The organism is Klebsiella sp. M041 (assembly GCF_059759695.1).
Genome location: NZ_JCAXWU010000004.1, coordinates 113211 through 139554 on the forward strand (window position 1 = coordinate 113211; position 26344 = coordinate 139554).

General features: G+C 59.3%; 25 protein-coding genes. 14 read left to right on the forward strand and 11 right to left on the reverse strand.

Translation table 11 applies throughout. The features are described 5' to 3' along the window. Nucleotides 1-34 precede the first annotated feature (34 nt). Nucleotides 35-823: an SDR family NAD(P)-dependent oxidoreductase gene (locus AC6CWS_RS06165; RefSeq protein ID WP_044522002.1), complete on the forward strand. Its 789-nt coding sequence runs from the start codon at nucleotides 35-37 to the stop codon at nucleotides 821-823. A gap of 1 nt (nucleotide 824) precedes the next feature. Here the strand turns inward: AC6CWS_RS06165 and AC6CWS_RS06170 are convergent, their stop codons facing one another. Beyond that, on the reverse strand, nucleotides 825-1046 hold the full coding sequence (locus AC6CWS_RS06170; RefSeq protein ID WP_023289090.1) for a hypothetical protein: 222 nt from the start codon (nucleotides 1044-1046) through the stop codon (nucleotides 825-827). 255 nt (nucleotides 1047-1301) lie between these two features. Here AC6CWS_RS06170 and AC6CWS_RS06175 point away from each other — a divergent pair, with 255 nt between their 5' ends. Then, nucleotides 1302-1424, forward strand: a complete 123-nt coding sequence (locus tag AC6CWS_RS06175; RefSeq protein WP_002898600.1) for a small membrane protein — start codon at nucleotides 1302-1304, stop codon at nucleotides 1422-1424. 118 nt (nucleotides 1425-1542) lie between these two features. Here AC6CWS_RS06175 and AC6CWS_RS06180 read toward each other — a convergent pair whose 3' ends face one another. From AC6CWS_RS06180 to AC6CWS_RS06190, 3 genes are all read right to left on the reverse strand, one after another. Continuing rightward, nucleotides 1543-2934 carry an APC family permease gene (locus AC6CWS_RS06180; RefSeq protein ID WP_023289089.1) on the reverse strand — a complete coding sequence of 464 codons (1392 nt, stop codon included), beginning with the start codon at nucleotides 2932-2934 and terminating at the stop codon, nucleotides 1543-1545. Next, nucleotides 2924-3115, reverse strand: a complete 192-nt coding sequence (locus AC6CWS_RS06185) for a YmjE family protein (RefSeq protein ID WP_074442579.1) — start codon at nucleotides 3113-3115, stop codon at nucleotides 2924-2926. The genes AC6CWS_RS06180 and AC6CWS_RS06185 overlap by 11 nt, the downstream gene beginning before the upstream one ends. A gap of 172 nt (nucleotides 3116-3287) precedes the next feature. Then, the gene (locus AC6CWS_RS06190) at nucleotides 3288-4709 is read right to left on the reverse strand and encodes a glutamine synthetase family protein (RefSeq protein ID WP_002898595.1); all 1422 of its coding nucleotides are present in this window, start codon (nucleotides 4707-4709) and stop codon (nucleotides 3288-3290) included. A 225-nt stretch (nucleotides 4710-4934) separates the two neighbouring features. Between AC6CWS_RS06190 and puuD the strand changes: the two genes are divergently transcribed. From puuD to AC6CWS_RS06210, 4 genes are all read left to right on the forward strand, one after another. Further along, entirely contained in the window at nucleotides 4935-5687 is a 753-nt protein-coding gene (gene puuD, locus AC6CWS_RS06195) for a gamma-glutamyl-gamma-aminobutyrate hydrolase (RefSeq protein ID WP_072199196.1), read from the forward strand. Between the two features lie 25 nt (nucleotides 5688-5712). After that, nucleotides 5713-6270: an HTH-type transcriptional regulator PuuR gene (gene puuR, locus AC6CWS_RS06200; RefSeq protein ID WP_002898590.1), complete on the forward strand. Its 558-nt coding sequence runs from the start codon at nucleotides 5713-5715 to the stop codon at nucleotides 6268-6270. 320 nt (nucleotides 6271-6590) lie between these two features. Continuing rightward, complete coding sequence (gene puuC / locus AC6CWS_RS06205; RefSeq protein WP_498256391.1) at nucleotides 6591-8078, forward strand: aldehyde dehydrogenase PuuC; 1488 nt, start codon at nucleotides 6591-6593, stop codon at nucleotides 8076-8078. A 2-nt stretch (nucleotides 8079-8080) separates the two neighbouring features. Continuing rightward, the gene (locus tag AC6CWS_RS06210; protein ID WP_065881781.1) at nucleotides 8081-9361 is read left to right on the forward strand and encodes an NAD(P)/FAD-dependent oxidoreductase; all 1281 of its coding nucleotides are present in this window, start codon (nucleotides 8081-8083) and stop codon (nucleotides 9359-9361) included. Here the strand turns inward: AC6CWS_RS06210 and AC6CWS_RS06215 are convergent. Further along, nucleotides 9358-10320 (reverse strand): LysR family transcriptional regulator, encoded by a 963-nt coding sequence (locus AC6CWS_RS06215; protein ID WP_074442580.1) that lies wholly within the window; start codon nucleotides 10318-10320, stop codon nucleotides 9358-9360. The two genes, AC6CWS_RS06210 and AC6CWS_RS06215, sit on opposite strands and share 4 nt — an antisense overlap. A gap of 82 nt (nucleotides 10321-10402) precedes the next feature. On the opposite strand from AC6CWS_RS06215, the gene AC6CWS_RS06220 reads away from it, so the two are divergent. Next, nucleotides 10403-11488: a tartrate dehydrogenase gene (locus AC6CWS_RS06220; protein ID WP_048334639.1), complete on the forward strand. Its 1086-nt coding sequence runs from the start codon at nucleotides 10403-10405 to the stop codon at nucleotides 11486-11488. A gap of 374 nt (nucleotides 11489-11862) precedes the next feature. Here AC6CWS_RS06220 and ptsP read toward each other — a convergent pair whose 3' ends face one another. Next, nucleotides 11863-14364, reverse strand: coding sequence for a phosphoenolpyruvate--protein phosphotransferase (ptsP, locus tag AC6CWS_RS06225; RefSeq protein WP_065881785.1), 2502 nt, complete (start codon nucleotides 14362-14364; stop codon nucleotides 11863-11865). A gap of 309 nt (nucleotides 14365-14673) precedes the next feature. Between ptsP and AC6CWS_RS06230 the strand changes: the two genes are divergently transcribed. From AC6CWS_RS06230 to AC6CWS_RS06250, 5 genes are read left to right on the forward strand one after another with little or no spacing between them, the layout of a single operon-like run. Further along, nucleotides 14674-15750, forward strand: a complete 1077-nt coding sequence (locus tag AC6CWS_RS06230; RefSeq protein ID WP_065881788.1) for a PTS fructose transporter subunit EIIC — start codon at nucleotides 14674-14676, stop codon at nucleotides 15748-15750. Nucleotides 15751-15770: 20 nt separating this feature from the next. Continuing rightward, on the forward strand, nucleotides 15771-16091 hold the full coding sequence (locus AC6CWS_RS06235) for a PTS fructose-like transporter subunit IIB (RefSeq protein WP_023289076.1): 321 nt from the start codon (nucleotides 15771-15773) through the stop codon (nucleotides 16089-16091). A 50-nt stretch (nucleotides 16092-16141) separates the two neighbouring features. Continuing rightward, on the forward strand, nucleotides 16142-18439 hold the full coding sequence (locus AC6CWS_RS06240; protein WP_065881791.1) for a formate C-acetyltransferase: 2298 nt from the start codon (nucleotides 16142-16144) through the stop codon (nucleotides 18437-18439). After that, nucleotides 18405-19280: a [formate-C-acetyltransferase]-activating enzyme gene (locus AC6CWS_RS06245; RefSeq protein WP_064158250.1), complete on the forward strand. Its 876-nt coding sequence runs from the start codon at nucleotides 18405-18407 to the stop codon at nucleotides 19278-19280. Before AC6CWS_RS06240 ends, AC6CWS_RS06245 begins: the two co-directional genes overlap by 35 nt. 15 nt (nucleotides 19281-19295) lie before the next feature. Next, nucleotides 19296-19637 carry a PTS fructose-like transporter subunit IIB gene (locus AC6CWS_RS06250; protein WP_023289073.1) on the forward strand — a complete coding sequence of 114 codons (342 nt, stop codon included), beginning with the start codon at nucleotides 19296-19298 and terminating at the stop codon, nucleotides 19635-19637. A 13-nt stretch (nucleotides 19638-19650) separates the two neighbouring features. On the opposite strand, the gene AC6CWS_RS06255 is transcribed toward AC6CWS_RS06250, so the two are convergent. Beyond that, nucleotides 19651-20418 (reverse strand): phytanoyl-CoA dioxygenase family protein, encoded by a 768-nt coding sequence (locus tag AC6CWS_RS06255; RefSeq protein WP_102004239.1) that lies wholly within the window; start codon nucleotides 20416-20418, stop codon nucleotides 19651-19653. Nucleotides 20419-20533: 115 nt separating this feature from the next. On the opposite strand from AC6CWS_RS06255, the gene AC6CWS_RS06260 reads away from it, so the two are divergent. Both AC6CWS_RS06260 and AC6CWS_RS06265 read left to right on the forward strand, forming a co-directional pair. After that, nucleotides 20534-20683 (forward strand): hypothetical protein, encoded by a 150-nt coding sequence (locus AC6CWS_RS06260; RefSeq protein ID WP_158238152.1) that lies wholly within the window; start codon nucleotides 20534-20536, stop codon nucleotides 20681-20683. Then, nucleotides 20680-21513 carry a helix-turn-helix transcriptional regulator gene (locus AC6CWS_RS06265; RefSeq protein ID WP_023289071.1) on the forward strand — a complete coding sequence of 278 codons (834 nt, stop codon included), beginning with the start codon at nucleotides 20680-20682 and terminating at the stop codon, nucleotides 21511-21513. The genes AC6CWS_RS06260 and AC6CWS_RS06265 overlap by 4 nt, the downstream gene beginning before the upstream one ends. Before the next feature lie 17 nt (nucleotides 21514-21530). Here the strand turns inward: AC6CWS_RS06265 and AC6CWS_RS06270 are convergent, their stop codons facing one another. The 4 genes from AC6CWS_RS06270 to AC6CWS_RS06285 form a co-directional block, all read right to left on the reverse strand. After that, nucleotides 21531-22430 (reverse strand): GGDEF domain-containing protein, encoded by a 900-nt coding sequence (locus tag AC6CWS_RS06270; protein WP_065881792.1) that lies wholly within the window; start codon nucleotides 22428-22430, stop codon nucleotides 21531-21533. Nucleotides 22431-22674: 244 nt separating this feature from the next. Beyond that, on the reverse strand, nucleotides 22675-23703 hold the full coding sequence (locus AC6CWS_RS06275) for an ABC transporter ATP-binding protein (RefSeq protein ID WP_023289069.1): 1029 nt from the start codon (nucleotides 23701-23703) through the stop codon (nucleotides 22675-22677). 1 nt (nucleotide 23704) lies between these two features. After that, nucleotides 23705-25279 carry an ABC transporter permease gene (locus AC6CWS_RS06280; protein WP_065881794.1) on the reverse strand — a complete coding sequence of 525 codons (1575 nt, stop codon included), beginning with the start codon at nucleotides 25277-25279 and terminating at the stop codon, nucleotides 23705-23707. A gap of 21 nt (nucleotides 25280-25300) precedes the next feature. After that, a complete protein-coding gene (locus AC6CWS_RS06285; protein ID WP_065881796.1) occupies nucleotides 25301-26317 on the reverse strand; it encodes an iron ABC transporter substrate-binding protein in 1017 nt (338 codons plus the stop codon). Nucleotides 26318-26344 lie beyond the last annotated feature (27 nt).

Genomic DNA, 26344 nt, shown 5'->3' on the forward strand with positions numbered 1-26344 from the left:
GTTTAATAATGCAACCTTTTAAGAGGCAATACTCATGTCCCAGTCATCGCACACTGCTTTTATCACCGGCGCTTCCTCAGGTATCGGCGCGATCTATGCCGAACGACTCGCCGCTCGCGGCTACGATCTGATCCTCGCCGCCCGCCGTGAAGATCGGCTGCAGGCGCTCGCCGGGCAGCTGCAGGCGCGCTACGCCATCCGGGCCAGCATCGTCAAGGCCGACCTGAGCGAGGAGCAAGGCATTGAAGCCGTGGAGCAGCGTCTGCAGCACGATCCCGCCATTGACCTGTTCATCAACAACGCCGGCACGGCAAAAATGGCGGGCTTTCTCGCCAGTACGCCGCGCGAGCACCAGGCGATTCATACGCTCAACACCACCGCGCTCCTGCGCCTGAGCTATGCCGCGCTGGCCGCTTTCGCTCCCCGGGGCCGCGGAACGCTGATCAATATTGCCTCTATTCTCGCGCTGCATACGCTGCCGGGCAGCGCGGTCTACAGTGCCAGCAAAGCGTGGGTGTTGAGCTTTACCCGTGGCCTGCAGGATGAGTTTGCCGACAGCGGCGTGCGTATTCAGGCGGTATTGCCGGCGGCGACCGCCACCGATCTGTGGCCGACCTCCGGCGTGGCGCTGGACGCCCTGCCCACCGGTACGGTCATGACCACCGAGGATCTGGTTGACGCCGCCCTCAGAGGACTGGAGATGGGGGAAAAGGTCACCTTACCGCCCGTGCATGACCTGGGATTGTGGGAGGCTTTCGAGCAGACGCGACTGGCGCTGTTTACCAGCGCGCGAACCGGGCAACCGGCGCCGCGATATCGCTAACTCACTCCGGCAGTGGAACCGCCGCCAGGGTACAGATCGCCTCGTGCTCGCCGCCGCGGCGATCGGTGATCACCACCTTATCGCCCGCTTTTTTACCTTCACACGGTTTCAGGACCTGCTCCACGATCCGCTCGCGGATCGCCTGACGTTCATTTTCAGCCTGACTGGCGAAGGCCGTCAGCGCCAGCGCCACACCCAGCAGGCTGAGGGTTTTCTTATACATGTCTTGCTCTCAGATCATTCTAATTCGCGTTCAGCGTAACCCGCTGCTGGCCGCACTTCTGTAAAATCACTTAACGGAGTGTTACGCCCTTTCAGCTGAAACCCAGGCTGTCACATTCCTGCGGGAAATATTTTATCACAACCCCTGCGGCGGATATTCCCGCGATGAGGCGTCATCTTTCAGACATATCCCGATGTTATCTTCAACTGAGCCCTGTATCTTTTTCCCTTTCTAAACAGAATTTTAGGTTGGTCTATGTCGGGTCTTATTCTCTTTATCGTCGCGGTGGCGCTGCTGGGCGTCGCCATCTACAGTCTGGTGTCGTACCTCAAAGAGCGGCGCGCCAGTCAGTTACCTGTCCATAAAAAGAAGAAATAATACCTTCCGTTCTCCGCCGTTTTCTGCTGATTTCTTTACCATCCTGTACTGTCCCTTACCGATGCCATAACAAAGGCAGGCCAGCGGGCCTGCCTTTGTTCGGTTTCTGCGTCAGGCTCTAGGACTCCCAGGCCTGCTCCGCCTTGGCGGCATCGAACTGCGGCGGCGGTTTACGGAAGCGTCGGGTCAGATAAGCCAGATACAGCAGACCAAGCGCCGCCCACACCAGACCGAGCGTCAGGGAAGTGGCCTCGAGGTTGATCCACAGCACTCCTACCGTTAACGCCCCGACCATCGGCAGCAGCAGATAGTGCAGTCGATCCTTCCAGGTTTTGTTGTACCCTTTGCGCCGCCAGAAGTGGTTGAACACCGACAGGTTAACGAAGGTGAAGGCCACCAGCGCGCCGAAGTTAATCAACGCGGTGGCGGTCACCAGGTCGAAGAACAGCGCCGACAGCGCGACAATACCCACCATAATCACGTTCAACGCCGGGGTGCGCCATTTCGGATGCACATAGCCGAAAATGCGCTCCGGGAAGACGTTATCGCGGCCCATCACGTACAGCAGACGGGAGACGCTAGCATGGGACGCCAGGCCGGACGCCAGGGTGTTAACAAAGGTGGTGCAGAGGAAAATTGACTGGAACAGCTTGCCACCCACGTACAGCGCAATCTCCGGCAGCGCGGCGTCCGGGTCTTTAAAGCGATGAATATCCGGGAAAAACAGCTGCATAAAGAACGACGCGACGATGAAAATAATGCCGCCGTACATCGCGGTGAGAAAAATCGCCTTCGGGATCACCCGCGCGGCGTCAGGCGTCTCCTCCGACAGCGTGGTCACCGCGTCGAAGCCGAGAAACGAAAAGCAGACGATGGTCGCCCCGGTAATAATCGGGATCAGATGCGCATTCTGGCTGATAAACGGCTGCAGCGACCAGACGGTCCCTACCCCCTCGCCTTTGTGCAGCCCCTGGACCACCAGAATGACAAACACCACCATAATCGAGATCTGCACCAGCACGAACAGGGTGTTGAAGTTGGCCACCAGGTTAACGCTTTTCAGGTTCGCGGCGGTCAGAATGGCGACAAAGGTCACCACCCACACCCATGGCGGCACTTCCGGGAACAGCGCCGAGAGATAGATCTTCGCCAGCAGGACGTTGATCATCGGCAGGAACAGATAATCCAGCAGCGACGACCAGCCGACCATAAAGCCGACGTGCGGACTGATGGATTTTTGCGCGTAGGTGTAGGCGGAGCCGGCTTCCGGGAACTGGCGCACCAGTTTGCCGTAGCTGATGGCGGTGAACAGCACGCCAGCCAGCGCCAGCAAATACGACGCCGGGACGTGGCCGTTACTGATGCCGGAGACAATGCCGAAGGTATCAAACACCGTCATCGGCGTCAGATAGGCGAGCCCCATCATCACCACTTGCCAGAGTTTGAGGGATTTACGCAGACGCGGTCTGCCCGCCTGAGCGGCGTTATGCGCAGGGAGATTAATTGCCATCGACCATTCCCCCCTTGCGGATAACAGATTGCGGGCACAACGTTCGCGTGACAAACCTGCTTAGCAAGGGGGTAAGGCATAAATAAAAGGGTAAGACGGACCGGTGAGCGGTTGCTGGCTGGCATCCAATGCGGCCTGAGCGGCCTCCCTCTCCCTGCGGATATTTGAACATCTGCATCATCTCATTTCCTCGTCACACACTGTGTCGTTAACTGAAGCCCCGTTGCCGCCTGCGCTCCTTAACGCGACATCCGGGAAATGGCTGGGCTCCCAGCAAAAAGGACGACCAGGCTCCGCTCAGGCCGTATGATGCTACTCATGACTCAACTCATGCGCCCCTCGCGGGGCGACCATCAGGCGTTTTTCAACATCCACTCAATTTCAGTTTCTGTGATAAGACGCTCAAACTGCAATAATTCATCATGCTTGCAGGCATGGAAAACGTGGCAGAAACGCTCGCCGAGACGCTCACGCAGGTGATCGTTCTGCATAAACTCCCACAGCGCGTCGCTCTGACGGATCGGGAACGGCAGCCCTTCTTGTTCCAGGCCGTTACCTTCCACTTCTTCCTGCAAAGGCAGCTGAGGGTTATCCAGCCCGTGAAGGATACCGGCGAAAATCGCCGCCATCACCAGATACGGGTTGGCGTCCGCTCCCGCCACGCGATACTCCACGCGGTGGTTCTGCCGCTCGCCGCACGGGATCCGCAGCGCCACGGTACGGTTGTTATGGCCCCAGGAAGCCTGCGTCGGGACATACATCCCCGGCTGGAAGCGGCGATACGAGTTCACGTTCGGCGCCAGCAGCGCCATCGAGGCCGGCATCAGATCGATCATCCCGGCCAGCGCGCGTTTGAGCAGCGCGGAGTCTTCCCCGTCGCCGTCCACCAGCACGTTTTCCCCTTTATTGTTCAGCATGCTGATGTGGATATGCATCCCGCTGCCCGCATGCTCTTCATAAGGCTTGGCCATAAAAGTGGCGTGCATCTTATGCTTCTCCGCCATTAAACGCACGAGACGTTTTAACGCCAGCGCATCATCGCAGGCGTCCAGCACGTTATCGGTATGGTGGAGATTGATTTCAAACTGGCCCGGCGAGGCTTCGGCCACCGCGCCGTCGGCGGGGATCAGCTGCAGTTTCGCCAGCTCGTCGATGTCGTTGAGCACGTCGGCAAAGTGGTTCAGGTTATCGACCGAGTAGACCTGGCTTTGGGTGTTGCGATCGTCGGTGCCCGGCGCGCACGGCGGCTGCAGGTAGCCTTCGGCATCGCGTTTGCGGTCCAGTAAATAGAACTCCAGCTCTACCGCTACCACGGGGAACAGCCCGCGCTGGCGCAGCTGCTGCCAGAGGCGGTTGAGTACGTTCCGCGGCTCAACGTCAAAGGGAGCGCCATCTTCATCAACCATGGTCAGCTGTACCTGGGCTATCGACTGCGGATCGGCCGCTGAAGGCGTTAAGGTGCCGGGCACCGGGATGCAGCTGCGATCCGGCTCGCCCATCTCCTGGCCCAGACCGGCCTCTTCCACGACGTTGCCGAGAATATCCATCGCAAACACCGAGGCCGGAAAATAACAGCCTTTCTCCAGCTTGCTCAGGCCGGCAACGGGGATGCGCTTGCCGCGGAAGCAGCCGTTCAGATCAGTGAGGAGGACATCGACATATTGGGTATCAGGGTAGGTTTCGAGGTAGCGCTTCACTTCTTTCGCGAACGCGCTGACCCGTCTCTCTTCCGTTTGCTGAACAAAATTCTCAACTTCTACGATATTGGTTTCCATGATTCACCGCCGTTGGTTTGGTTTCGGTCCTGCACTCAGACCGTTAAATATAATGTCCACCCCATCGACTGTGTATGCAAATAAATTGTTTGTCAAATGTTAAATTAAGTTTGCAAAGGGCTATTTCCACTGCTAGATTGAGAAAATATTGAACGATATGGCCGTTAAACCCGCTATAGCGGTCATAATTTAGTCCACTTTGTGAGGGCGATCATGGAAAATATAATGTACAAGCCAGTTATTGGCGTCGTGATGTGTAGAAACAGGCTTAAGGGTCACCAGACCCAGACCTTGCAAGAAAAGTACCTGAATGCAATTGTTAACGCCGGCGGACTGCCGATCGCCCTGCCACATGCGCTGGCGGAGCCGGAGCTGCTGAACGCGTTAGTCGATAAACTGGACGGGATATACCTGCCAGGCAGCCCCAGTAACGTGCAGCCGCACCTTTATGGTGAAAACGGCGATGAGCCTGACGCCGACCCCGGGCGTGATCTTCTGAGCATGGCGCTGATTAACGCCGCACTCGAAAGGCGCATCCCCATTTTCGCCATCTGTCGTGGACTGCAGGAACTGGTTGTCGCCACCGGTGGGACTCTGTATCGTCGTCTGTTCGAGCAGCCTGAGCTGCTGGAGCATCGCGAAGATCCTGAACTGCCCGTCGAGCAGCAGTATGCCCCGTCCCATCAGGTTGAGGTTCAGGAAGGAGGATTGCTGTCGCAATTGATACCGGGCTGCAACACGTTTTGGGTAAACTCGCTACACGGACAAGGGGCAAAAACCCTGAGTCCGCAGCTGCGCGTGGAGGCGCGAGCGCCGGATGGACTGGTGGAAGCGGTCAGCGTGAACGATCACCCTTTCGCGCTGGGCGTACAGTGGCATCCTGAATGGAACAGTAGCGAATACGCCCTGTCGCGTATGTTGTTTGATGGTTTTATCACCGCCTGTCAGGGCCATCATGCTGAAAAGCGGCGGCGCTGACCACTACCGTTAAGGAAATGCAAATATGAGCGATGACGGACTGGCGCCAGGGAAACGTCTGTCAGAGATCCGCCAACAGCTGGGTCTCTCGCAGCGTCGTGCCGCCGAACTGTCTGGGTTAACACATAGTGCCATCAGCACCATAGAGCAGGACAAAGTCAGTCCCGCCATCAGTACGCTGCAAAAGCTGCTGAAAGTCTATGGGCTGTCGCTCTCGGAATTCTTTTCTGAACCCGAAAAGCCGGACGAACCCCAGGTGGTCATTAATCAGGATGACCTTATCGAAATGGGCAGTCAGGGCGTTTCCATGAAGCTGGTTCATAACGGAAATCCGAACCGTACGCTGGCGATGATTTTTGAAACTTACCAGCCTGGAACCACGACCGGGGAGAGGATTAAGCATCAGGGTGAGGAGATAGGCACCATACTGGAGGGGGAGATCGTGCTGACCATTAACGGTCAGTCGTACCACCTGGTGGCTGGACAGAGCTATGCCATTAACACCGGCATCCCGCACAGCTTCAGCAACACCTCGGCAGGCATCTGCCGCATCATCAGTGCCCACACCCCCACCACATTCTGAATAGTTAGCCTGAACGAGGTTCAGGCTTTCTTCAGACCTGCGACGGCGGAAATTTTATTTTCGTCGCCGCGAAAAACTCGCCGTCATAACGTTTGTGCCGGAAGGGAATCCTATTTCCTGCTGGCCCTGAAATAATTAACGCCGTGAATGGCGACTCGTCCCTGAATTATTCGGCATGCAGACAGCCTGCCGAAATTTAGGGCAATAAAACGGTATTCAACTCTGGGGATTCACGATGCCCTGCGCCTGGCGCAGCGCCCCCGTGCAGCCTGAAAACGCCGAAATGATTAATTTGCCGATAATGTTTTTAAGGAGTCATGATGAATTTTCAGCACCTGGCTTACTGGCAGGAAAAAGCGAAAAGCCTGGCCATTGAAACGCGATTATTTATTAACGGCGAATATTGCGCCGCGGTCGATAATACCACCTTTGAAACCATTGACCCTGCCGCGCAGCAAACGTTAGCCCATGTCGCCCGCGGCAAAAAAGCCGACGTCGAGCTGGCGGTGAAGGCCGCGCGCCGGGTCTTTGATAACGGCGACTGGTCACAGGCCGCCCCCGCGCAGCGTAAAGCGGTTCTCACACGCTTCGCCGACCTGATGGAGACCCACCGCGAAGAGCTGGCGCTGCTGGAAACGCTGGATACCGGCAAACCGATTCGCCACAGCCTGCGCGACGATATTCCCGGCGCCGCCCGCGCCATCCGCTGGTATGCCGAAGCGCTGGATAAAGTCTATGGCGAAGTGGCCCCCACCGGCAGCAACGAGCTGGCGATGATCGTCCGCGAACCGATTGGCGTCATCGCCGCGGTGGTGCCATGGAACTTCCCGCTGCTGCTGGCCTGCTGGAAGCTCGGTCCGGCGCTGGCGGCAGGCAACAGCGTGATCCTTAAGCCGTCGGAAAAATCGCCGCTCACCGCCCTGCGCCTCGCCGGGCTGGCGAAAGAGGCTGGCCTGCCGGACGGCGTGCTGAACGTGGTCAGCGGCTTTGGTCACGAGGCCGGACAGGCGCTGGCCCTGCATCCTGACGTGGAGGTCATTACTTTTACCGGCTCCACCCGCACCGGCAAGCAGCTGCTGAAAGACGCTGGCGACAGCAATATGAAGCGCGTGTGGCTGGAAGCGGGCGGCAAGAGCGCCAACATCGTCTTCGCCGACTGCCCGGATCTGCAAAAAGCGGTCAGCGCCACCGCCGGCGGCATCTTCTACAACCAGGGCCAGGTGTGCATCGCCGGCACCCGCCTGCTGCTGGAGGAGAGCATCGCCGACGAGTTCCTGGCGCGACTGAAAACCGAAGCGCAACACTGGCAGCCGGGCAACCCGCTCGACCCAAACACCACCATGGGCATGCTGATTGACAACACCCATGCCGACAGCGTGCACAGTTTTATTCGCGGCGGCGAAAGTAAAAGCACGCTGTTCCTCGACGGGCGGAAAAATCCATGGCCTGCCGCCGTCGGCCCGACCATTTTCATTGACGTCGACCCGGCTTCCACCCTCAGCCGGGAAGAGATCTTCGGCCCGGTGCTGGTGGTGACGCGATTCAAAAGCGAAGACGAGGCGCTGCGGCTTGCCAACGACAGCGACTACGGCCTCGGCGCCGCGGTATGGACTCGCGATCTCTCACGCGCCCACCGCATGAGCCGCAGCCTGAAGGCCGGTTCGGTCTTCGTCAACAACTATAACGATGGTGATATGACCGTCCCCTTCGGCGGTTACAAACAGAGCGGCAACGGGCGCGATAAGTCGCTGCACGCTCTGGAAAAATTCACCGAACTGAAAACCATCTGGATTGCCCTGGAGTCTTAATCATGACCGAACATACCACCAGCTATTACGCCGCCAGCGCCAACAAATATGAACCCTTTCCGACGCTGGACGAATCGATAAGCTGCGACGTCTGCGTCGTCGGCGGCGGCTACACCGGCCTCTCATCTGCCCTGCATCTTGCCGAAATGGGCTACGACGTGGTGGTGCTTGAAGGGGCGCGCATCGGCTTCGGCGCCAGCGGCCGCAACGGCGGTCAGTTGGTTAACTCCTACAGCCGCGATATCGACGTGATTGAAAAAAACTACGGCCCGGATGCAGCGAAAATGCTCGGCAGCATGATGTTCGAAGGCGGCGATATTATCCGCGAACGCATCCAGCGCTATCAGATCCAGTGCGATTACCGACCGGGCGGCCTGTTCGTGGCGATGAACCATAAACAGCTGGAGACGCTGGAAGAACAGAAAGCCAACTGGGAGCGCTACGGCAACACGCAGCTGGAGCTGCTGGACAGAGAGGCGATTCGTCGCGAAGTGGACAGCGACCGCTACGTCGGCGCCCTGCTCGACCACAGCGGCGGCCATATTCACCCGCTCAACCTCGCCATCGGCGAAGCGGACGCTATTCGCCTGAACGGCGGCCGGGTGTATGAGCAGTCGCCGGTCACCCGCATTCAGCACACCAGCCCGGCAGTGGTCAGCACCGCCCGCGGCCAGGTCACTGCCCGCTATGTGATTGTCGCCGGCAACGCCTATCTCGGTGACAAACTGGAGCCGGAGCTGGCGAAGCGCAGCATGCCGTGCGGCACCCAGGTGGTCACCACCGCGCCGCTGTCGGAGGAGGTCGTCCGCTCGCTGATCCCGAAAAACTACTGTGTGGAAGACTGTAACTACCTGCTGGACTACTACCGTCTGACCGGCGATAACCGCCTGCTGTACGGCGGCGGCGTGGTCTACGGCGCCCGCGACCCGGACGATGTGGAGCGGCTGATTATGCCAAAGCTGTTGAAAACCTTCCCACAGCTGCAGGGGGTGAAGATTGACTACCGCTGGACGGGCAACTTCCTGCTGACCTTGTCGCGGATGCCGCAGTTTGGTCGCCTGGATAGCAACATCTACTACATGCAGGGCTACAGCGGGCATGGGGTCACCTGTACCCACCTCGCCGGACGATTGATTTCGGAACTGCTGCGCGGCGACGCCGAGCGTTTCGACGCCTTTGCCAAACTGCCGCACTACCCGTTCCCGGGCGGCCGCAGCCTGCGTATCCCCTTTACCGCGATGGGCGCCGCCTACTACAGCCTGCGCGACCGCCTTGGGGTTTAATCGCCTTTGCCGACGGCCCTGGCCGTCGGCTCATGCTGCGGATAGTGTTGCTGGAAGTAGTGGCGCAGAAACTCCACGGTGGTGCGAATTTTAGCCGACGTCGCCAGGCGGGAGACGTAAACCGCCCAGACGTTGGCCGGTTGCCAGTAGTCCGGCAGCACCTGCACCAGATGTCCGCTGGCGATATTCTCCCTGACGTCCCACCACGAACGGAGCGCAATCCCCTGCCCATCCAGACACCACTGATGAACAATTTCGCCATGGTTGGACGACAGCGGCCCGGTCACTTTGATGGCGTGCTGGCCCTCTTTGCTATGCAGCTGCCAGACGCCGAACGGATGATCCCGCTCTTTAATCACCAGGCACGGCAGAGCCGCCAGATCGCTCAGCTGTTTCGGCGGCGCATGGCGGGCGAGGAACTGCGGCGACGCGCAGAGCACGCGGTGATTGCGCGCCAGCTGGCGGGCAATCAGATTCGGCGCGATATCGTCGCCGAGGCGAATATCGAGATCCACCCCTTCATTGACTAAATCCACCAGCCGGTCCTGAACATCAAAACGCAGCTCCAGCTGCGGGTACTGAAGCGCCAGCGCCGACAGCGCGGGGGCCACCACCCGGCGGCCAAAGCCGAAGCTGCTGATAATCCGCAGCGTTCCCTGCGGCACCTGACGCACATCGGAGAGCTCGTCCATCATCTCATCGACATCCTGCAGAATGCGCTGCGCCCACTCGTAGATCCGCTCTCCCTCTTCGGTAATGGTGACCCGGCGGGTGGTCCGGTGCAGCAACAGCACATTCAGGGTTTGCTCCAGCAGCGAAACCCGCTTGCTGACGAAAGCCGGTGATACGCCCAGCTCCTCAGCGGCGGCGGCAAACCCGGCCCGGCGGGCGACCAGCATAAAGACGCGTAAATCATGCAGCAGCGGCAGATTATTCATGATCTGTGTTTTATGTTTCACCAGTTAGCGTGATTAATTATGAATCAGTCAATTATAGGATAAGCAGGTGGTCAAACATCATCGCTAAAAAGTGAGAACCGGAATGAAAAAAACCTGTCGTATTGCCGCCATCCCGGGTGACGGAATTGGCAAAGAAGTTCTGCCTGAAGGGATCCGCGTACTGAAAGCCGCCGCGCAGCGGTGGGATCTGGCGCTGAGCTTCGAGCAGATGGAGTGGGCAAGCTGCGAATATTATGCTCATCACGGTAAGATGATGCCGGACGACTGGCGCGAGCAGTTACAGGGGTTCGACGCCATCTACTTTGGCGCCGTCGGCTGGCCGGATACCGTCCCGGATCATATCTCGCTGTGGGGGTCGCTGCTGAAGTTCCGCCGCGAGTTCGATCAGTACGTCAACCTGCGCCCGGTGCGCCTGTTCCCCGGCGTCCCCTGCCCGCTGGCGGGGAAAAAGGCTGGCGATATCGATTTCTACGTGGTGCGCGAGAACACCGAAGGCGAATATTCCGCTCTGGGCGGGCGCGCCAATGAAGGCACCGAGCATGAAGTGGTGATTCAGGAGTCGATCTTTACCCGCCGGGGCGTTGACCGTATCCTGCGCTACGCCTTCGAGCTGGCGCAAAGCCGCCCGCGCAAAACGCTGACCTCGGCGACAAAATCCAACGGGCTGGCCATCAGCATGCCCTACTGGGATGAGCGGGTGGAGGAGATGGCCAAAAACTATCCCGAGATCCGCTGGGACAAGCAGCATATCGATATTCTCTGCGCCCGCTTCGTGCTGCAGCCGGAGCGGTTTGACGTGGTCGTCGGCTCCAATCTGTTCGGTGATATTCTCTCCGATCTTGGCCCGGCCTGCACCGGTACCATTGGTATTGCGCCATCGGCCAATCTCAACCCGGAGCGCACCTTCCCGTCGCTGTTCGAGCCGGTCCACGGTTCAGCGCCGGATATCTACGGTAAAAATATCGCCAATCCGATCGCCACCATATGGGCCGGGGCGATGATGCTTGATTTTCTCGGGAACGGCGATGCGCGCTATCACGCCGCGCACAACGGCATCCTGGCGGCAATTGAGCAGACGATCGCCAGCGGGCCGAAGACGCCGGATATGCAGGGCAGCGCGTCAACGCAGCAGGTCAGCGACGCCGTCTGCAAAGCTATTTTGGCATAATTATCCCGGCCGCTCCCAGGTCGCGCTACGGCTGACCTGGGCTACAAAAGGCACGATAATGGAGTGAGTTGGCCGGGTTAGGCGCAGCCGCCACCCGGCACAAAATCGTCTCCGCGCCTGATGCCATCGCCCGGCGGTGCGGCGCTTGCGCGGGCCGACTGACGGTCAGAGCCGGAATAATCGATATAGTTATCAGTTTGCAACGGTTTCGCCCCGGAAAAACGGTTGTTCTGTGTTATGTCCGGGCAGATGGCGCTCCCGATATGTCTTCTGCGTTAAGTCTCTCCTGGCACCGGGAGCACATAGGGAGAGGCCCGTCGCCACCTCCACCAGCATCCACGGGCTCCGGCCAGCGGCGCGGGCCGGATAACCGATCACAACTCCAGCTCGCGGCGCAGCAGTTGCGCGATAGCCTCGCTGCTCTCTGCGGATACCAGCGCCTGGCGGAACTCGGCGTGCATAATGCGCCGCGCCAGACGCGAGAAGATGCGCATATGCTGGTCGCCCGCCGAATGCTTGTTTAGCGTCAGCATAATCACAAACTGCGCTTCTTCATCACCCCACTTCACCGGCTGCTCCAGGCGGGCGACGCTAATGGTCGACTGCTCAATATGCTCGGATTTACTGTGCGGAATGGCAAAACTGAAGCCCAGCCCGGTGGAGAACACCGCCTCGCGGGCCCAGAGATCGGCCTCCAGCTTGCGTGGATAGCGGCAGCGCCCGGCCAGCAGCAGGTTATCCGTCATCCCCTTCAGCACCTCCTCCTTGCTGCGCCAGTCACTGTTGAGGGTGATGCACTGGCGGCTAATCAACGGCACATCCTGCTGGCGCATGCGGAACTGGGCCAACAGATGCTCCACTTCCAGCGAGGTACGGCACTGCATCGCCTGATTCAGCAGCTGACGGCAGGCGCGGCTGTCCAGCTGCGCCAGACGCGCTTTGGTCGCCGGGATCGTCGGCGCGCTCATGCTCAGTTCATCCAGGCCGAGGCCGACCAGCAGCGGCAGCACCGAACCTTTGGCCCCCAGCTCGCCGCACAGGCCGATCCATTTCCCCTGCCGGTGCGCCGCCTGCACGGCATAGTCCAGCGCACGCAGGAAGGCCGGGTTGAGACTGTTGTAATGGCGCGTCACTTTCGCGTTATCCCGGTCGACCGCCAGCAAATACTGCGTTAAGTCATTGCTGCCGATGCTAAAGAAGTCCACCTCTTCGCAGCACTGATCGATGATGAACATCACCGACGGCACCTCCAGCATGATGCCCAGCGGGATTTTTTCATCAAACGGGATCTGTTCGACGCGCAGCGACTGTTTGGCCTCCGCCAACCGCTCTTTCACCCACAGGATCTCTTCCATTGAGGAAATCATCGGGATCATGATCTTCAGCGAGCCGTGCGCCGAAGCGCGTAGAATCGCCCGCAGCTGAGTATGAAACAGCGCCTGGTACTCTTCATAGATGCGCACCGCGCGGTAGCCGAGGAAGGGGTTATTTTCCGCCGGAATGTTGAGGTAGGCCACCGGCTTATCACCGCCGATATCCATAGTCCGCACGATAATGCTGCGCCCGGCGGCAGGCTCCAGCGCCTGGCAGAAAATGTTGTAGAGTTCGTCTTCCGATGGCGCGCCGGGCCGGTCCATATAGAGCATCTCCGTGCGAAACAGGCCAACCGACTGCGCGCCGTTGTTGAAGGCCGCCACCGCCTCTACCGAATGGGCGATGTTCGCCGCGATCTCGACGCGAATACCGTCTTCCGTCTGCCCCGCCTTATCCAGCCATACCTGCTGCTGTTGCTGGATCTGCGCCTGAACCCACGACTCCTGCTGATAGTAGCGCGCCACCGCCGGACTCAGGTCGACCACCAGTAGCCCCGCGTTGCCGTCGATCTGCACCTGGGTATCCTCCCACGGCAACAGTGCGTCGAGGTCAACCCCCACCAGGGTCGGGATATTGAATGAGCGGGCGAGGATCACGGTGTGCGACGTAGTGCCGCCGCTGCGCAGCAGCAGCCCTTTGAGATGCGTTTTATCCAGTTCGAGGAACTGGCTGGGGGTGAGTTCGTCGGCAAGGCAAATGGCGGCTTCCCGCAGTTGACCCGGCGCCGGGAAACGGGCTTCGCCGTAGATATGCTGCAACAGCTGGAAGCAGACATCGCGCACATCCAGCACTCGCTCCTGCAGATAGCTGCTGCCGGAATCGCGGAACTGGGCGCAGAAGTGGTCGCTGGAGGCGACGATCGCCTGGGCGCAGCTGAGACCGGTGAGGATCCCGCCAAGCAGATGCTGGCGCAGCGAGGCATCCGTCGCCAGCGAACGGTGAGCTTCCAGTATCGCGCTGGCGGTACCGTCATTGTCCAGCAGCCGCAGTTCGATATCTTTCACCAGCAGGCGCAGGCCGTTATCCAGTGCCGCCTGCTCCTGTTCAGGAGTGCTGGCGACGGGCAGTGCGCCAAGCTCGTGCAAATCGCGGGATTTTAGATGGATGAGCCTGCCCCCCGCGCTGCCGGCGCAGACCGGACTGGCATGGAACAGCGTCGGGTTCAGGCGTGAGAGTGACTCCGGCACCGGCTGGACGTCCAGCGCTTGTGCCGTAGGCAGCGGCGTGTCGCAGTGAGGAAATTCATCACGCAGAAAGGCCGTTAACGCGGCGTAAGCCTCGGCTTCATCTTCGCCGCTGATAAGCAGCTGGCAGGTGTCGCCCTTCAGGGTGTTCGTGCCGATGACCGCCAACGCGCTTTTGGCATTGCCACCGGTATCGCAGCGCAGGTTCCGCCACTCAATTGCCGATGAAAAACGGTTACACAGCGTTTCGACCAGACTGGCCGGACGCGCATGCACGCCGTTGGGCAAATCACATGTAAATTCAATGACCAGAGCCATCGCCTTCCTCCTGAGTAATCCATTAATTCCCCAAAAGGTAATGAAAGATGGTCAAGTGGACTAGGTGACAAAACTGGCAATTACTGGACTATTGTACACACGATACTTTTTTATGCCCGCCATCACAATTCCACCATTTTAGCGCTCAATCCTCCTGTCATCACTAAGATTTGAGGTGGATCGCAATTCTTTTCTAACCTTACAAATATCCAGTAAATGCACTTTTTCTCTACTGTTTTATGCGGCGCCCTTTTTCTAATGTTGAGCCATCAATACTGTCACGGGCCCTACAGCGCTCAGGAGCAAGCAATGAACGAACTGGTGCAAATACTAAAAAATACTCGCCAGCATCTGATGACCGGCGTGTCACATATGATCCCCTTCGTGGTCTCCGGCGGGATCCTGCTGGCGGTGTCCGTCATGTTGTATGGCAAAGGTGCGGTTCCGGATGCCGCCACCGATCCCAACCTGAAGAAACTGTTTGATATTGGCGTCGCCGGCCTGACGCTGATAGTCCCTTTTCTCGCCGCCTACATTGGCTACTCCATCGCCGACCGCGCCGCGCTGGCCCCCTGCGCCATCGGCGCCTGGGTAGGTAACAGCTTCGGCGCCGGCTTCTTTGGCGCGCTGATCGCTGGGATGATCGGCGGTCTGGTGGTCTATTACCTGAAAAAAATACCGGTCCACAAGGTGCTGCGATCGGTGATGCCGATATTCATTATTCCCATCATCGGCACCTTTATTACTGCCGGGATCATGATGTGGGGGCTCGGCGAACCGGTAGGCGCGCTCACGGCAAACCTGACCAACTGGCTGCAGGGCATGCGCGAAGGCAGCATCGTGGTGCTGGCCATCATTATGGGCCTGATGCTGGCGTTTGATATGGGCGGCCCGGTGAACAAAGTGGCCTACGCCTTCATGCTGATCTGCGTTTCACAGGGGGTCTACAGCGTAGTGGCTATCGCCGCCGTCGGCATCGCCGTACCGCCGCTGGGGATGGGGCTGGCGACGCTGATCGGCCGCAAATATTTCACCGCCGAAGAGAGGGAAACCGGCAAAGCGGCGCTGGTGATGGGCTGCGTCGGGGTCACCGAAGGGGCGATTCCCTTTGCCGCTGCCGACCCGCTGCGCGTTATTCCGGCCAATATGATTGGCGCGGCCAGCGGCTGCGTCACCGCGGCGCTGTTGGGCGCCCAGTGTTACGCCGGCTGGGGTGGGCTCATCGTGCTGCCGGTGGTCCAGGGCAAACTCGGCTTTATCGCCGCGCTGCTGGTCGGCGCCTGCGTCAGCGCCGCCTGCGTCATTGTGCTGAAAGCGCTGGCTAAAAAGAAATCGTCTGACGCCAAAGCCGACGACGAATTAGACCTTGATTTTGAAATTAACTAACAGACTGGAAGGAACAGATTATGACCCACATTATCGCTGTCACCGCCTGCCCGTCGGGTGTGGCTCACACCTATATGGCCGCCGAATCGTTAGAAAGCGCCGCTAAGGCCAAAGGCTGGCAGGTCAAAGTTGAAACCCAGGGCTCTATCGGCATTGAAAACGAGCTGACCGCGGAAGAGATCGCCGCCGCCGATATGGTCATTCTGACCAAAGATATCGGTATCAAATTCGAAGAGCGTTTTGCCGGGAAAACTATCGTACGCGTCAATATCAGCGATGCGGTCAAACGCGCCGACGCCATCATGAACAAGATAGACAGCCACCTTTCCCAACGAGCCTGAAGCCTTAAAAGGGGCGCCCGCGCGCCCTTCGCCACAACATGGAGTTTGTCATGACGAATCGTACTCAACGCCTGAAAGCCAGCCTGTTCGCCCAACCGCGCGAAATATCACTTGAACGCGCCCTGCTGTATACCGCCAGCCATCGGCAAACGGAGGGCGAGCCGGTGATTATTCGCCGGGCGAAGGCCACCGCCTGGATCCTCGATAAGGTAGACATTTCGATTCGTGATGATGAACTGATTGCCGGCAACCGTACCATCAAACCGCGGGCCGGCATTATGTCGCCGGAGATGGATCCCTACTGGCTGCTTAACGAGCTCGACACCTTCCCGACCCGACCGCAGGACCGCTTCGCGATAAGCGAAGAAGATAAGCGCGTCTATCGGGAAACGCTGTTCCCCTACTGGGAAAAGCGCTCAATGAAAGATTTCATCAACGGCCAGATGACCGACGAGGTCAAAGCCGCCGTCAACACCCAAATATTCAGCGTGAACCAGACCGATAAAGGCCAGGGCCATATCATTATCGACTATCCGCACCTGTTGAATAATGGCCTGGACGCGCTGGTTGCGGAGATGCAATCACACTGCGCCCGGCAGCCTGATAACCCTTTTTATCAGGCGGTATTGATCCTGCTGGAGGCCTCTCAGCGCCATATTCTGCGCTACGCCGCGCTGGCCGAGGAGATGGCTGGACACTGTCAGGATCCGCAGCGTCAGCGGGAGCTGTTAACCATCGCCGCGATTTCGCGCCACAATGCGCAGCACCGGCCAACGGACTTCCCCCAGGCCTGCCAGCTGTTCTGGTATATGAACATCATTCTGCAGTACGAATCCAATGCCAGCTCCATTTCGCTCGGCCGTTTTGACCAGTACATGCTGCCGTTTTATCAGGCATCGCTGAATCAAGGACAGGATCCGGCGTCGCTCAAGGAGCTGCTGGAGTCGCTTTGGGTAAAATGCAACGACATCGTCCTGCTGCGCTCCTCCAGTAGCGCACGCTATTTCGCCGGTTTTCCCACCGGGTATACCGCCCTGCTCGGTGGGCTAACGGAAACCGGGCGCAGCGCGGTCAACGTGCTGTCATTTTTATGCCTCGATGCCTATCAAAACGTGCAATTGCCGCAGCCGAATCTTGGCGTGCGGGTGAACGAGCTGATTGACCGCCCGTTCCTGCGTAAAACCGCCGAAACCATCCGCCTGGGCACCGGCATTCCACAGATTTTCAACGACGAGGTGGTGGTTCCCGCCTTCCTCAATCGCGGCGTGTCGCTGGAAGACGCCCGCGACTACGCGGTGGTCGGCTGCGTCGAGTTGTCGATCCCCGGCCGCACCTACGGCCTGCATGATATCGCCATGTTCAACCTGCTGAAGGTCATGGAACTTGTCCTGCAGGAAAATGAAGCGCAACCGGAGGTCAGCTGGGAAGGGCTTATCCGCCAGATGCGCGACAAAATTCGCTATTACATCAAGCTGATGGTCGAGGGCAGCAATATCTGCGATATCGGCCATCGCGACTGGGCGCCGGTGCCTCTCCTCTCCTCGTTCATTAAAGATTGCGTGCAGCACGGTAAAGACATCACCGCCGGCGGAGCGCGCTATAACTTCTCCGGCGTCCAGGGCATCGGGATCGCCAACCTGAGCGATTCGCTTTATGCCCTGAAGGGGATGGTCTTTGACCAGCAGCGCCTTAGCTTTGACCAACTGATGGCGGTACTGAAAGCCAACTTCCAGACGCCAGAGGGAGAGAAAATCCGCGCCCGGTTGATCAACCGTTTTGAAAAATACGGCAACGATATCGACGACGTCGATAATATCAGCGCCGATCTGCTGCGCTTTTACTGCAAAGAGGTGGAACAATATCTGAATCCGCGCGGCGGGCGTTTTACGCCCGGCTCCTATACCGTCTCGGCGCACGTGCCGCTGGGCTCGGTGGTGGGGGCTACCCCGGACGGGCGGCTGGCTGGCGAACAGTTAGCGGACGGCGGCCTGTCGCCAATGGTCGGCCAGGATGCTCAGGGGCCGACGGCGGTGCTGAAATCAGTCAGCAAGCTGGATAACTATCTGCTGTCGAACGGTACGCTGCTCAACGTTAAATTTACCCCGGCGACGCTGGCCGGCGACGGCGGGCTGAACAAGCTGGCAGACTTTTTACAGGCTTTCTGCAAGCTCAAGCTGCAGCATATTCAGTTTAACGTGGTCAATGCCGACACCCTGCGTGAAGCGCAGCAACGGCCGCAGGACTTTGCCGGCCTGGTGGTGCGCGTCGCGGGCTACAGCGCCTTCTTTGTTGAGCTGTCGAAGGAGATTCAGGATGACATTATCCGCCGCACCGCGCATCAGCTGTGAGGTGATGGAGACGCGCGCCGACCGGGCGCGCATTTTTAATCTGCAGCGCTACTCGCTCAATGATGGCCAGGGGATCCGCACGGTGGTCTTTTTCAAAGGCTGCCCCCACACCTGCCCGTGGTGCGCCAACCCGGAGTCAATGTCACCCAGGATCCAGACCCTGCGCCGACAGAGTAAATGCCTGGGTTGCGCCCGCTGCCAGCAGGATGTCGCCGAGTGTCCCTCCGGGGCATGGGAGCAGATCGGTCGCGACATGACGCTGGATAACCTCCTTCAGGAGGTGCTGAAGGATGAAGTCTTCTTCCGCGCCTCCGGCGGCGGTGTCACCCTCTCCGGCGGTGAAGTGCTCATGCAGGCCGAATTTGCCGCCCGCTTTCTCCAGCGCCTGCGCCAGTGGGGGATCCGCACCGCCATCGAAACCGCTGGCGACGGGCCCTTCAACCGTTTTTTACCGGTGGCTGAAGCCTGCGACGAGGTGTTATTTGATTTTAAAATCATGGAACCTGAGCGGGCACTGTCGCTACTGCGAATCAATCAGCCGCGGGTACTGGATAATTTTCGCCAGCTGGCGGCTAGAGAGATCAACCTCATCCCACGCGTGCCGCTGATCCCGGGCTATACCATGAGCGTCGATAATTTTCGCCAGATTCTGAACTTTCTCGCACCTTTTAATCTTACAGAATTGCACCTGCTGCCATTTCATCAATACGGCGAGCCCAAATACCGTCTGCTGGGCAAACCCTGGGCGCTGGCCAGGGTGAAAGCGCCTGACGAAGCGGACATTCAACCTTATCGGGTAATGGCCGAAGCGGCCGGATTCCACGTCACTATCGGCGGTTAACGCCAGGAGGATGTTATGGACTTCAATATTATCGCCGTCACCGCCTGCGTCAGCGGAGTGGCGCACACCTATATGGCTGCCGAACGGCTGGAAAAGGTCGGTCATCATGAAAAATGGCATCTTAAGGTGGAAACTCAGGGCGCGCTCGGTGTTGAAAATCGCATTACCGCAGAAGATATCGCCCGCGCCGAAGTGGTGCTGCTGGTGACGGATATCGAAATTGACGACGCCCAGCGCTTTCGCGGCCTGCGGACGATTAAAACCAGCATCAAGAGCTTCCTGCTGCAGCCGCAGCAGATCGTTGAGGCCGTGAAAAGCATCATGAAAAAGCCGGTCGTCTATGTTGAACTTCCCTGACCGGCGACGGGCCTTACTCTACATCCAGCAACCACTTTTGCGCTGGCGTCAGGCGGCTGGCCGTCTCGGGCGTCAGCCAGCGCCGCTGGTCCTGCTGCGGCGTATCCGCGCGATCGATGTATAACCCATGCAGCACCCGTCGTCTGCTGCCCTCACGATTACGCGTGCCGCCGTGCCAGGCGTGAGCGTTGTAAATCATCACGCTCCCGGCCGGCGCAGCAAACACGATTTCATCAGGGTGGGCCTGCTCCGGGTCGGCCAGTACCTCTTCCGGGAGCTCAGGACGCAGGTGGGTACCGGGGATAATCCGCGGCGCGCCGTTGGCGGCGCTCAAATCGTCTATCGCCCAGATGGTATTCACCAGGTGGACTTTGGGAAAATCCGGGCGCGGCTTTTTCCAGTCGGCGTGCAGCGGCTGGTGGCCGCCGTTATATAACGCCTCGCGCGCGTTCAGGCTGGAGACTTTAAAATCGCCGTTGAAGATATAGCGGCAGGCGGAGAGGATCAGCGGATGGGCCCAGACTTTCTCCCAGATAACCCCCTTATTCACCAGGTTGGCGATCCGCGTCGCGGTCGCTTCCTGATGATGTTCCATCGCCAGACTGTCGCCTTCGCGCTCAACCAGGGTATCAATTAGCCGTCGCATTTCGCTCAGCCACTGAGCGTCAACGACGTTATGCACAACGGTGTAGCCGAGGGTGTCGAGCTCGTGTTTCATTTGCGCGCTGAGCGCCAGGCTGGCGCCTAACGCATCGAGAAAGCTAGCTGATGATGAGTTCATGTTGCGTTCCTTTTTAACGTTCCGATAACACAAACAAACTCTACTGGTCCATCCGCGGCATGACAGGAGGCGAGCGCTACGAAAAACTGGACATACGTACGCGAGCCAACAAAGTGTGATGGGCGTCAACAATCACGTTTTCGGCGATGCCGGTGCTGTAGCTGACCGGGAATCCACCGCGCAAAATGGCTTAACAAACGCTGCCGGGGAGGAAAAAATAGATTATCATCAACAGGATAATGCGCATGCTGAGGGCAAAGAATGATTGAAGATCTGCCGGATATACTGCATCGGTTAATCGGTCAAAAAGATCGCTTACAGGTGAGATTTCCTGAGCCGGATATCTCCGTGCCTGCCCTTGCCTTCAACGTACCGTTTCCACGTCTGGAAATTGTGCTGGAGGGTCAGCTTAATGAACAGGGGCTGCCGCTAGCCGCTTCGACGTTAACCGCGTTGCAGGTACTCTACGTGCAGGCGGGAAAGTGGACGCTGCCGCAGTGGACCGGCCCGGCCACTACCTTGAGTATCCTGTTTGGCAGGCAGAAACTGGGATTCAGTATTCAACGCTGGGATGGGAAAAGCCTGCACACGGAGAAGCAAAGCGTTGCCCGCCTCGGGCCGCGCGTGGGCTCTTACCTGCTGCTGAGCCTGAATGAAGTCAGCCTGCAACCCGATCCGCTGACCGCGCGGCTGGTGGTTGCCGCGCTACTGAGCCACTGTCGCGAACAGCTGGTTGGGCTGGAAATGCGCGTCAGTCGCAGCCGGGATCTGTTTCTTGCCGTTCAGGACTATCTCGAGGAAAATCTGAGCCTGCCGCTGACGCGGGAATCAGTGGCCAGACGTTTTCACATCACGCCCAACTATCTTTCGCATATTTTTCAGAAATCAGGCTCGGTGGGATTTAACGAATATCTGACCCGGGTGCGTCTTGAAAAGGCAAAACAGCTGCTGCGCGGCTATGACCTGAAGGTGAAAGAGATCGCCCATAACTGCGGCTTTGTCGACAGCAACTATTTTTGCCGGGTCTTCAAACGCTACACCGAGCGTTCGCCGTCAGAGTATCGGCGACACTGCCGCAGCGCGCAGCAGGCCTAACCTGCCGTGTCGGAATACTACGCCCTCTCCACGCGCCCGCGCCCGTTGTGCTTGGCCTTGTACAACGCCTCGTCGACTTTGCGGATAAACGTCTCCTGCGCTTCGCCCGGCCGCCAGGTTCCGACGCCAATGCTGATCGACAGCGGTGTTTGATGATTGATCAGGATGGTGCGGGCATTGTCGAGGATCGCCTGCGCCAGATCGTGCAGCTCAGGCTCCGACAGGCCATCGACGATAATGGCAAACTCTTCCCCACCGATACGCGCCGGCAGGACCTGCTCGCTGGTCAGTTTCGCCAGCTGTTTCCCCAGGGAAAATAACACTTCATCCCCCACCAGGTGGCCCCAGGTATCGTTGATTTTCTTAAAAAAATCGATATCCAGGATCATGAGCCCCAACGCATGTCCGGACTTTTCGCGAATGGTATCGATAAAAAAGCGGCGGTTGGGCAACTGAGTGAGCTCATCTTTTAGGGATTGCGAGCGCGCGTCAACGTACAGCAGGTTGATGCGCTCAATAATTTTGTAGACGCCCACCACGGTCAGCAGCATCCCGGAGAGGCGCAGCAGATCTTCGCAGTAATAGCCCATCCAGCGCGGCTGAACCACCATCTCATCCATCACATCAAACGTGCCGCCGGCAATCCACAGCAGCAGCCCATAGCGCACCCAGTTGACGGCAATATGGCTCATCCGCACCTTCGCTGAGCTCCACAGCATAAACACCAGAAACAGCAGCGCCAGCATATCGATATAGAGCCCGGGGTTGGCCAGGATTTCTCGCCACGTGCCGATGGGCGGCGACACCAGCGCGCAGCCGACAGCGACGGCGACGATAACCAGCAGCGCAGGCAGTAGCGTACCCCGCGCCAAAGCGGACGGAATGGGGCGTTTCGCAGGAATAAGGCATTCAGGCATAGCGATGTCTCATGGTAACCACAGGGCCGATCGCGGGACAGGATAGCAGTTAAGCGCAGCGGGACGAATGAAAAAGCGACGCGCCGACAAAACGGCGGTGAGGTAGACTGACCCCGCGGAATTGTTCCAACGTACTACCACTCCATGGCGACGAGGTCAGTGGCGCGGATACTATCGGCTAAATCCATCAGCTGATTAGCTTTCCGTGCGGCGCCACCGATAACCGGCGGCGCCTGCTCAGAGATTAGCCGCTGAACACTCGCGCCTTGCCGCTGACCGTCAGTCGCACCGTCGCGCCGGGCTGCCACGCCGGCTGGCTTACGGTTCGCAGGACAATCGGCCGATCGTGCCCGGACATCGACAGCGTCAGCGTGGAGAGCTGGCCGGAGAAATCAACATCGCGGATGGTGGCGGTACTTTCCTGCGGCCCGCTCACGCTGACGCTCAGCTGTTCCGGACGCAACATCACCTTACCTTCACCAGCAGGATGCCCTGCGTCTGTCGCCAGGTCGCCCAGCGCGCAGCTGGCCCGCCCGGGGCTCAGCCGTGCGGGGAGGATCAGGGCATCGCCGAGAAACAGCGCCGTCTCTTCATCCACCGGCTGCGCGTAAACCGCCAGCGGGGTCCCCACCTGGGCGAAACGCCCCTGGCGCATCACCGCCACCTGTGTGGCGAACGACAGCGCTTCGGTCTGGTCATGGGTCACCAGAATCGAGGCGATACCGGTCTCCGCCAGCAGATCGGCGGTCGCTTTGCGCGTACTGGCGCGCAGTCCGGTGTCCAGGGCAGAAAAGGGTTCATCGAGCAGCATCAGCGCCGGCTGCTGGGCCAGGGCGCGAGCCAGAGCCACACGCTGCTGCTGGCCCCCGGAGATCTCATGCGGCCAGTGGCGCGCCAGGCTGTGGTCGAGGGCGACCATCTCCATCAGCGCGCCCACCCGGCGACGTTTTTCCTCGCGGCTGGCGTCCAGTCCCCAGGCGATATTGTCCGCCACATTGAGGTGAGGAAACAGCGCCCCCTCCTGCGGAACGTAGCCGATCCGACGCTGGTGGGCAGGAACAAACACGCCCTCGGCAAACAGCGGCGCGCCGTGCATCACGATCCGCCCGCTGTCGGGCGTTTCGAAACCGGCGAGAATGCGCAGCAGCGTGGTTTTTCCCGAACCCGACGGACCCACTATAGCCGTCCGGCTACCCGGCGCCACCTGAAGATGAATATTATCGAGGACCTGCGCGTCGGCGAAGGATTTCGAAACAGAAGACAATTCCAGCATGTTACAACCCTGCCATTTTTTTCGACTGCATATAGAGAACCGCCGTCAGCGGCAGCGAAATGACGATCATCAACAGCGCGTAGGGCGCCGCCGCCACGTAGTCGATCTCGCTGGTTAACGCCCAGAATCCGGTCGACAACGTGCGGGTGCCTAACGGCGAGAGCAGCAGCGTGGCGGTCAGCTCATTGCTGACGCCGAGGAACACCAGCGCGGCGCCGGCGGCCGCCCCCGGGGCGGCAAGCCGCATGGTGATACTCCACAGGGCGCGGGCCGGGCTGCGTCCGAGACTGCGGGCGACGTTTTCCAGCTCCACCGGCGCCTGGGCGATACCGGCGCGCAGGTTAATCAGCGCCCGCGGCATAAACATCAGCAAATAGGCCAGAAACAGCGTCACTTCGGTCTGGTACACCGGACGGGCATAGTGGATGGTGACGGTGACCAGCGCCAGCGCGGTCACGATGCCGGGCAGCGAGCTGGTGATGTAATTACACCCCTCAAGCAGGCGGAACAGCGGACGCGGATAGCGCACGCCGAGCCAGGCGATGGGGATCGCGCAGACCGTCGTCAGCAGCGCCCCGCCCGCCCCCAGCAGCAGCGTTTGACGCAGGGAATGCCACAGATCGGCATGCAGCCAGTTGTCGATACCGCCCAGCCACAGCCAGCGTCCCAGGACCAGCAACGGCACCCCCATCGCCAGCAACACCAGCAACAGAAGCAGCAGCTGCGCGCCGAAAGCGGCCCCTTTACCCAGCACCAGGCGCTTCTGCTCGCGCGCCGCCCCGGCGCCGATACGCGCATAGCGCGCTTTACCGCGCGAAGCGCTCTCCAGCAGCAGGATCGCCAGACAGCACAGAGCCAGCACGCCCGCCAGCATATTGGCGGCCGGACCGCTGAAGATCGACTGGAACTGATCGTAAATGGCGGTAGTGAAAGTATCGAAGCGGATCATCACATACAGACCATATTCCGCCAGCAGATGCAGGGCCACCAGCAGCGCACCGCCGCAGATAGCCAGCCGCAGCTGCGGGAGCACCACCCGAAAGAACACTTTCCACGGCGGAGTGCCCAGCGATGCGGCGACATCTTCAAGCGTGGGATCGAGTCGGCGCAGCACGGCCGCTACCGGCATATAGATAAACGGATAGTAGGCCAGCACGGAAAGAAACACCCCGGCGCCCAGGCCATGCAGCGATGGCGCAGCGCTGACCCACGCGTAGCTCTGAACAAAGGCTGGAATGGCCAGCGGGGCCACCGCCAGCGCCGACCACAACTGCCGCCCGGCCAGCACGGTACGTTCCGTCAGCCAGGCCAGCGTCACGCCAAGCACAATGCTGATGGGGACCGCCAGCACCGTCAGCCACAGGGTATTGCTGAGCAGCTCGCCTACCCGTGGGCGAAAGACCAGCGCTTTGATTGTCGGCCAGCCGGTATCGAATCCGACCGCCACCACAAACCCTAACGGCAACAGCGCCAGCAATGAAAACAGGAGCGCTAAGGCAACCATCGGAAATGCAGGACGCCTGCGCTCGGGCAGGCGTCCTGTTTTCTTTCCGAGCGACAGACTCAGAACAGACATAGCAACATCACTTCCTCAGGATCAGAGCAGGCCAGCCTGCGTCATCAGTTCAATGACCTTTTTACTGTTCAGCGAGGAAGGTTCCACCTTCGGGGCATCCAGATCTTTCAGCGGGGTCAGTTTCGGGTTAGAGGCCGCGTCTACCCCCACCGCATATTCGAAGGCATTATTGGTGCGCAGCGCATCCTGTCCCTGCTTACCGGTGATCCATTTAATAAAGGCCTGCGCCTGCGCTTTATGTTTGCTGGAGGCCAGCACGCCGCCGCCGGAAATGCTGACGAAGGCCCCTGGATCCTGGTGTTTGAAGTAATACAGTTGGGTGTTTTTGCTGTTCTCGCCGGTTTTTGACTGGTCAACGAAGCGATAGTAATGGTAGATCACCCCGCCGTCGATCTGCCCGGCGTTGACCGCTTTCATCACCGTGCTGTTGCCTTTATAGGCGACAAAGTTGGTTTTCATCGCCTTCAGCCAGTCGAGGGTCGCCTGCTCACCCTTCAGCGCCAGCATCGCGCTGACGATAGCCTGGAAATCCGCCCCCGATGGCGAAGCCGCCCAGCGGCCCTTCCACTCCGGTTTTGCCAGATCCATCAGCGACTGCGGCAGCTGCGCCTCGCTGATTTTCGCCGGGTTATAGACGAAGACGGTGCTGCGCGCGGCGATGCCGATCCAGCGACCGTGCTGAGGGCGGTACTGCGCCGGAACCTGCTGCAGGGTAGCCGCATCCAGCGGGGCGAAAAGTTTGGCATTATCAACCAGCACCATCGACGGCGAGTTCTCGGTCAGAAACACATCGGCTGGCGACGCGGCGCCTTCCTGAACCAGCTGATTACCCAGCTCGCTGTCATCACCATTGCGCAGCGTGACTTTAATACCGGTCTCTTTCGTAAATCCATCCACCCACGACTTCACCAGATTTTCGTGTTGGGCGTTGTAGACCACAATCCCGTCCTGACCGTCAGCCGCCATCCCTTGCGGCGCCAGAAACAGAGAAGCGGCAACCAGCGCTGCCGTGCGGAGGGGCGATAAGCGAGATTTCATGAACGCATCCTTAATGAAATAGGGCAA

Bases quoted from the DNA above. Each gene is read 5' to 3' on its own strand.
- AC6CWS_RS06170 (WP_023289090.1), bottom strand. From the start codon at position 1,046: ATGTATAAGAAAACCCTCAGCCTGCTGGGTGTGGCGCTGGCGCTGACG.
- AC6CWS_RS06265 (WP_023289071.1), top strand. From the start codon at position 20,680: ATGATTGAAGATCTGCCGGATATACTGCATCGGTTAATCGGTCAAAAA.
- AC6CWS_RS06285 (WP_065881796.1), bottom strand. From the start codon at position 26,317: ATGAAATCTCGCTTATCGCCCCTCCGCACGGCAGCGCTGGTTGCCGCT.
- AC6CWS_RS06220 (WP_048334639.1), top strand. From the start codon at position 10,403: ATGAAAAAAACCTGTCGTATTGCCGCCATCCCGGGTGACGGAATTGGC.
- AC6CWS_RS06245 (WP_064158250.1), top strand. From the start codon at position 18,405: ATGACATTATCCGCCGCACCGCGCATCAGCTGTGAGGTGATGGAGACG.
- AC6CWS_RS06185 (WP_074442579.1), bottom strand. From the start codon at position 3,115: ATGATGCAGATGTTCAAATATCCGCAGGGAGAGGGAGGCCGCTCAGGC.
- AC6CWS_RS06240 (WP_065881791.1), top strand. From the start codon at position 16,142: ATGACGAATCGTACTCAACGCCTGAAAGCCAGCCTGTTCGCCCAACCG.
- AC6CWS_RS06270 (WP_065881792.1), bottom strand. From the start codon at position 22,430: ATGCCTGAATGCCTTATTCCTGCGAAACGCCCCATTCCGTCCGCTTTG.
- AC6CWS_RS06175 (WP_002898600.1), top strand. From the start codon at position 1,302: ATGTCGGGTCTTATTCTCTTTATCGTCGCGGTGGCGCTGCTGGGCGTC.
- AC6CWS_RS06210 (WP_065881781.1), top strand. From the start codon at position 8,081: ATGACCGAACATACCACCAGCTATTACGCCGCCAGCGCCAACAAATAT.
- puuC (WP_498256391.1), top strand. From the start codon at position 6,591: ATGAATTTTCAGCACCTGGCTTACTGGCAGGAAAAAGCGAAAAGCCTG.
- AC6CWS_RS06230 (WP_065881788.1), top strand. From the start codon at position 14,674: ATGAACGAACTGGTGCAAATACTAAAAAATACTCGCCAGCATCTGATG.
- AC6CWS_RS06180 (WP_023289089.1), bottom strand. From the start codon at position 2,934: ATGGCAATTAATCTCCCTGCGCATAACGCCGCTCAGGCGGGCAGACCG.
- puuD (WP_072199196.1), top strand. From the start codon at position 4,935: ATGTACAAGCCAGTTATTGGCGTCGTGATGTGTAGAAACAGGCTTAAG.
- AC6CWS_RS06165 (WP_044522002.1), top strand. From the start codon at position 35: ATGTCCCAGTCATCGCACACTGCTTTTATCACCGGCGCTTCCTCAGGT.
- AC6CWS_RS06190 (WP_002898595.1), bottom strand. From the start codon at position 4,709: ATGGAAACCAATATCGTAGAAGTTGAGAATTTTGTTCAGCAAACGGAA.
- AC6CWS_RS06250 (WP_023289073.1), top strand. From the start codon at position 19,296: ATGGACTTCAATATTATCGCCGTCACCGCCTGCGTCAGCGGAGTGGCG.
- AC6CWS_RS06280 (WP_065881794.1), bottom strand. From the start codon at position 25,279: ATGTCTGTTCTGAGTCTGTCGCTCGGAAAGAAAACAGGACGCCTGCCC.
- puuR (WP_002898590.1), top strand. From the start codon at position 5,713: ATGAGCGATGACGGACTGGCGCCAGGGAAACGTCTGTCAGAGATCCGC.
- AC6CWS_RS06255 (WP_102004239.1), bottom strand. From the start codon at position 20,418: ATGAACTCATCATCAGCTAGCTTTCTCGATGCGTTAGGCGCCAGCCTG.
- AC6CWS_RS06275 (WP_023289069.1), bottom strand. From the start codon at position 23,703: ATGCTGGAATTGTCTTCTGTTTCGAAATCCTTCGCCGACGCGCAGGTC.
- AC6CWS_RS06235 (WP_023289076.1), top strand. From the start codon at position 15,771: ATGACCCACATTATCGCTGTCACCGCCTGCCCGTCGGGTGTGGCTCAC.
- ptsP (WP_065881785.1), bottom strand. From the start codon at position 14,364: ATGGCTCTGGTCATTGAATTTACATGTGATTTGCCCAACGGCGTGCAT.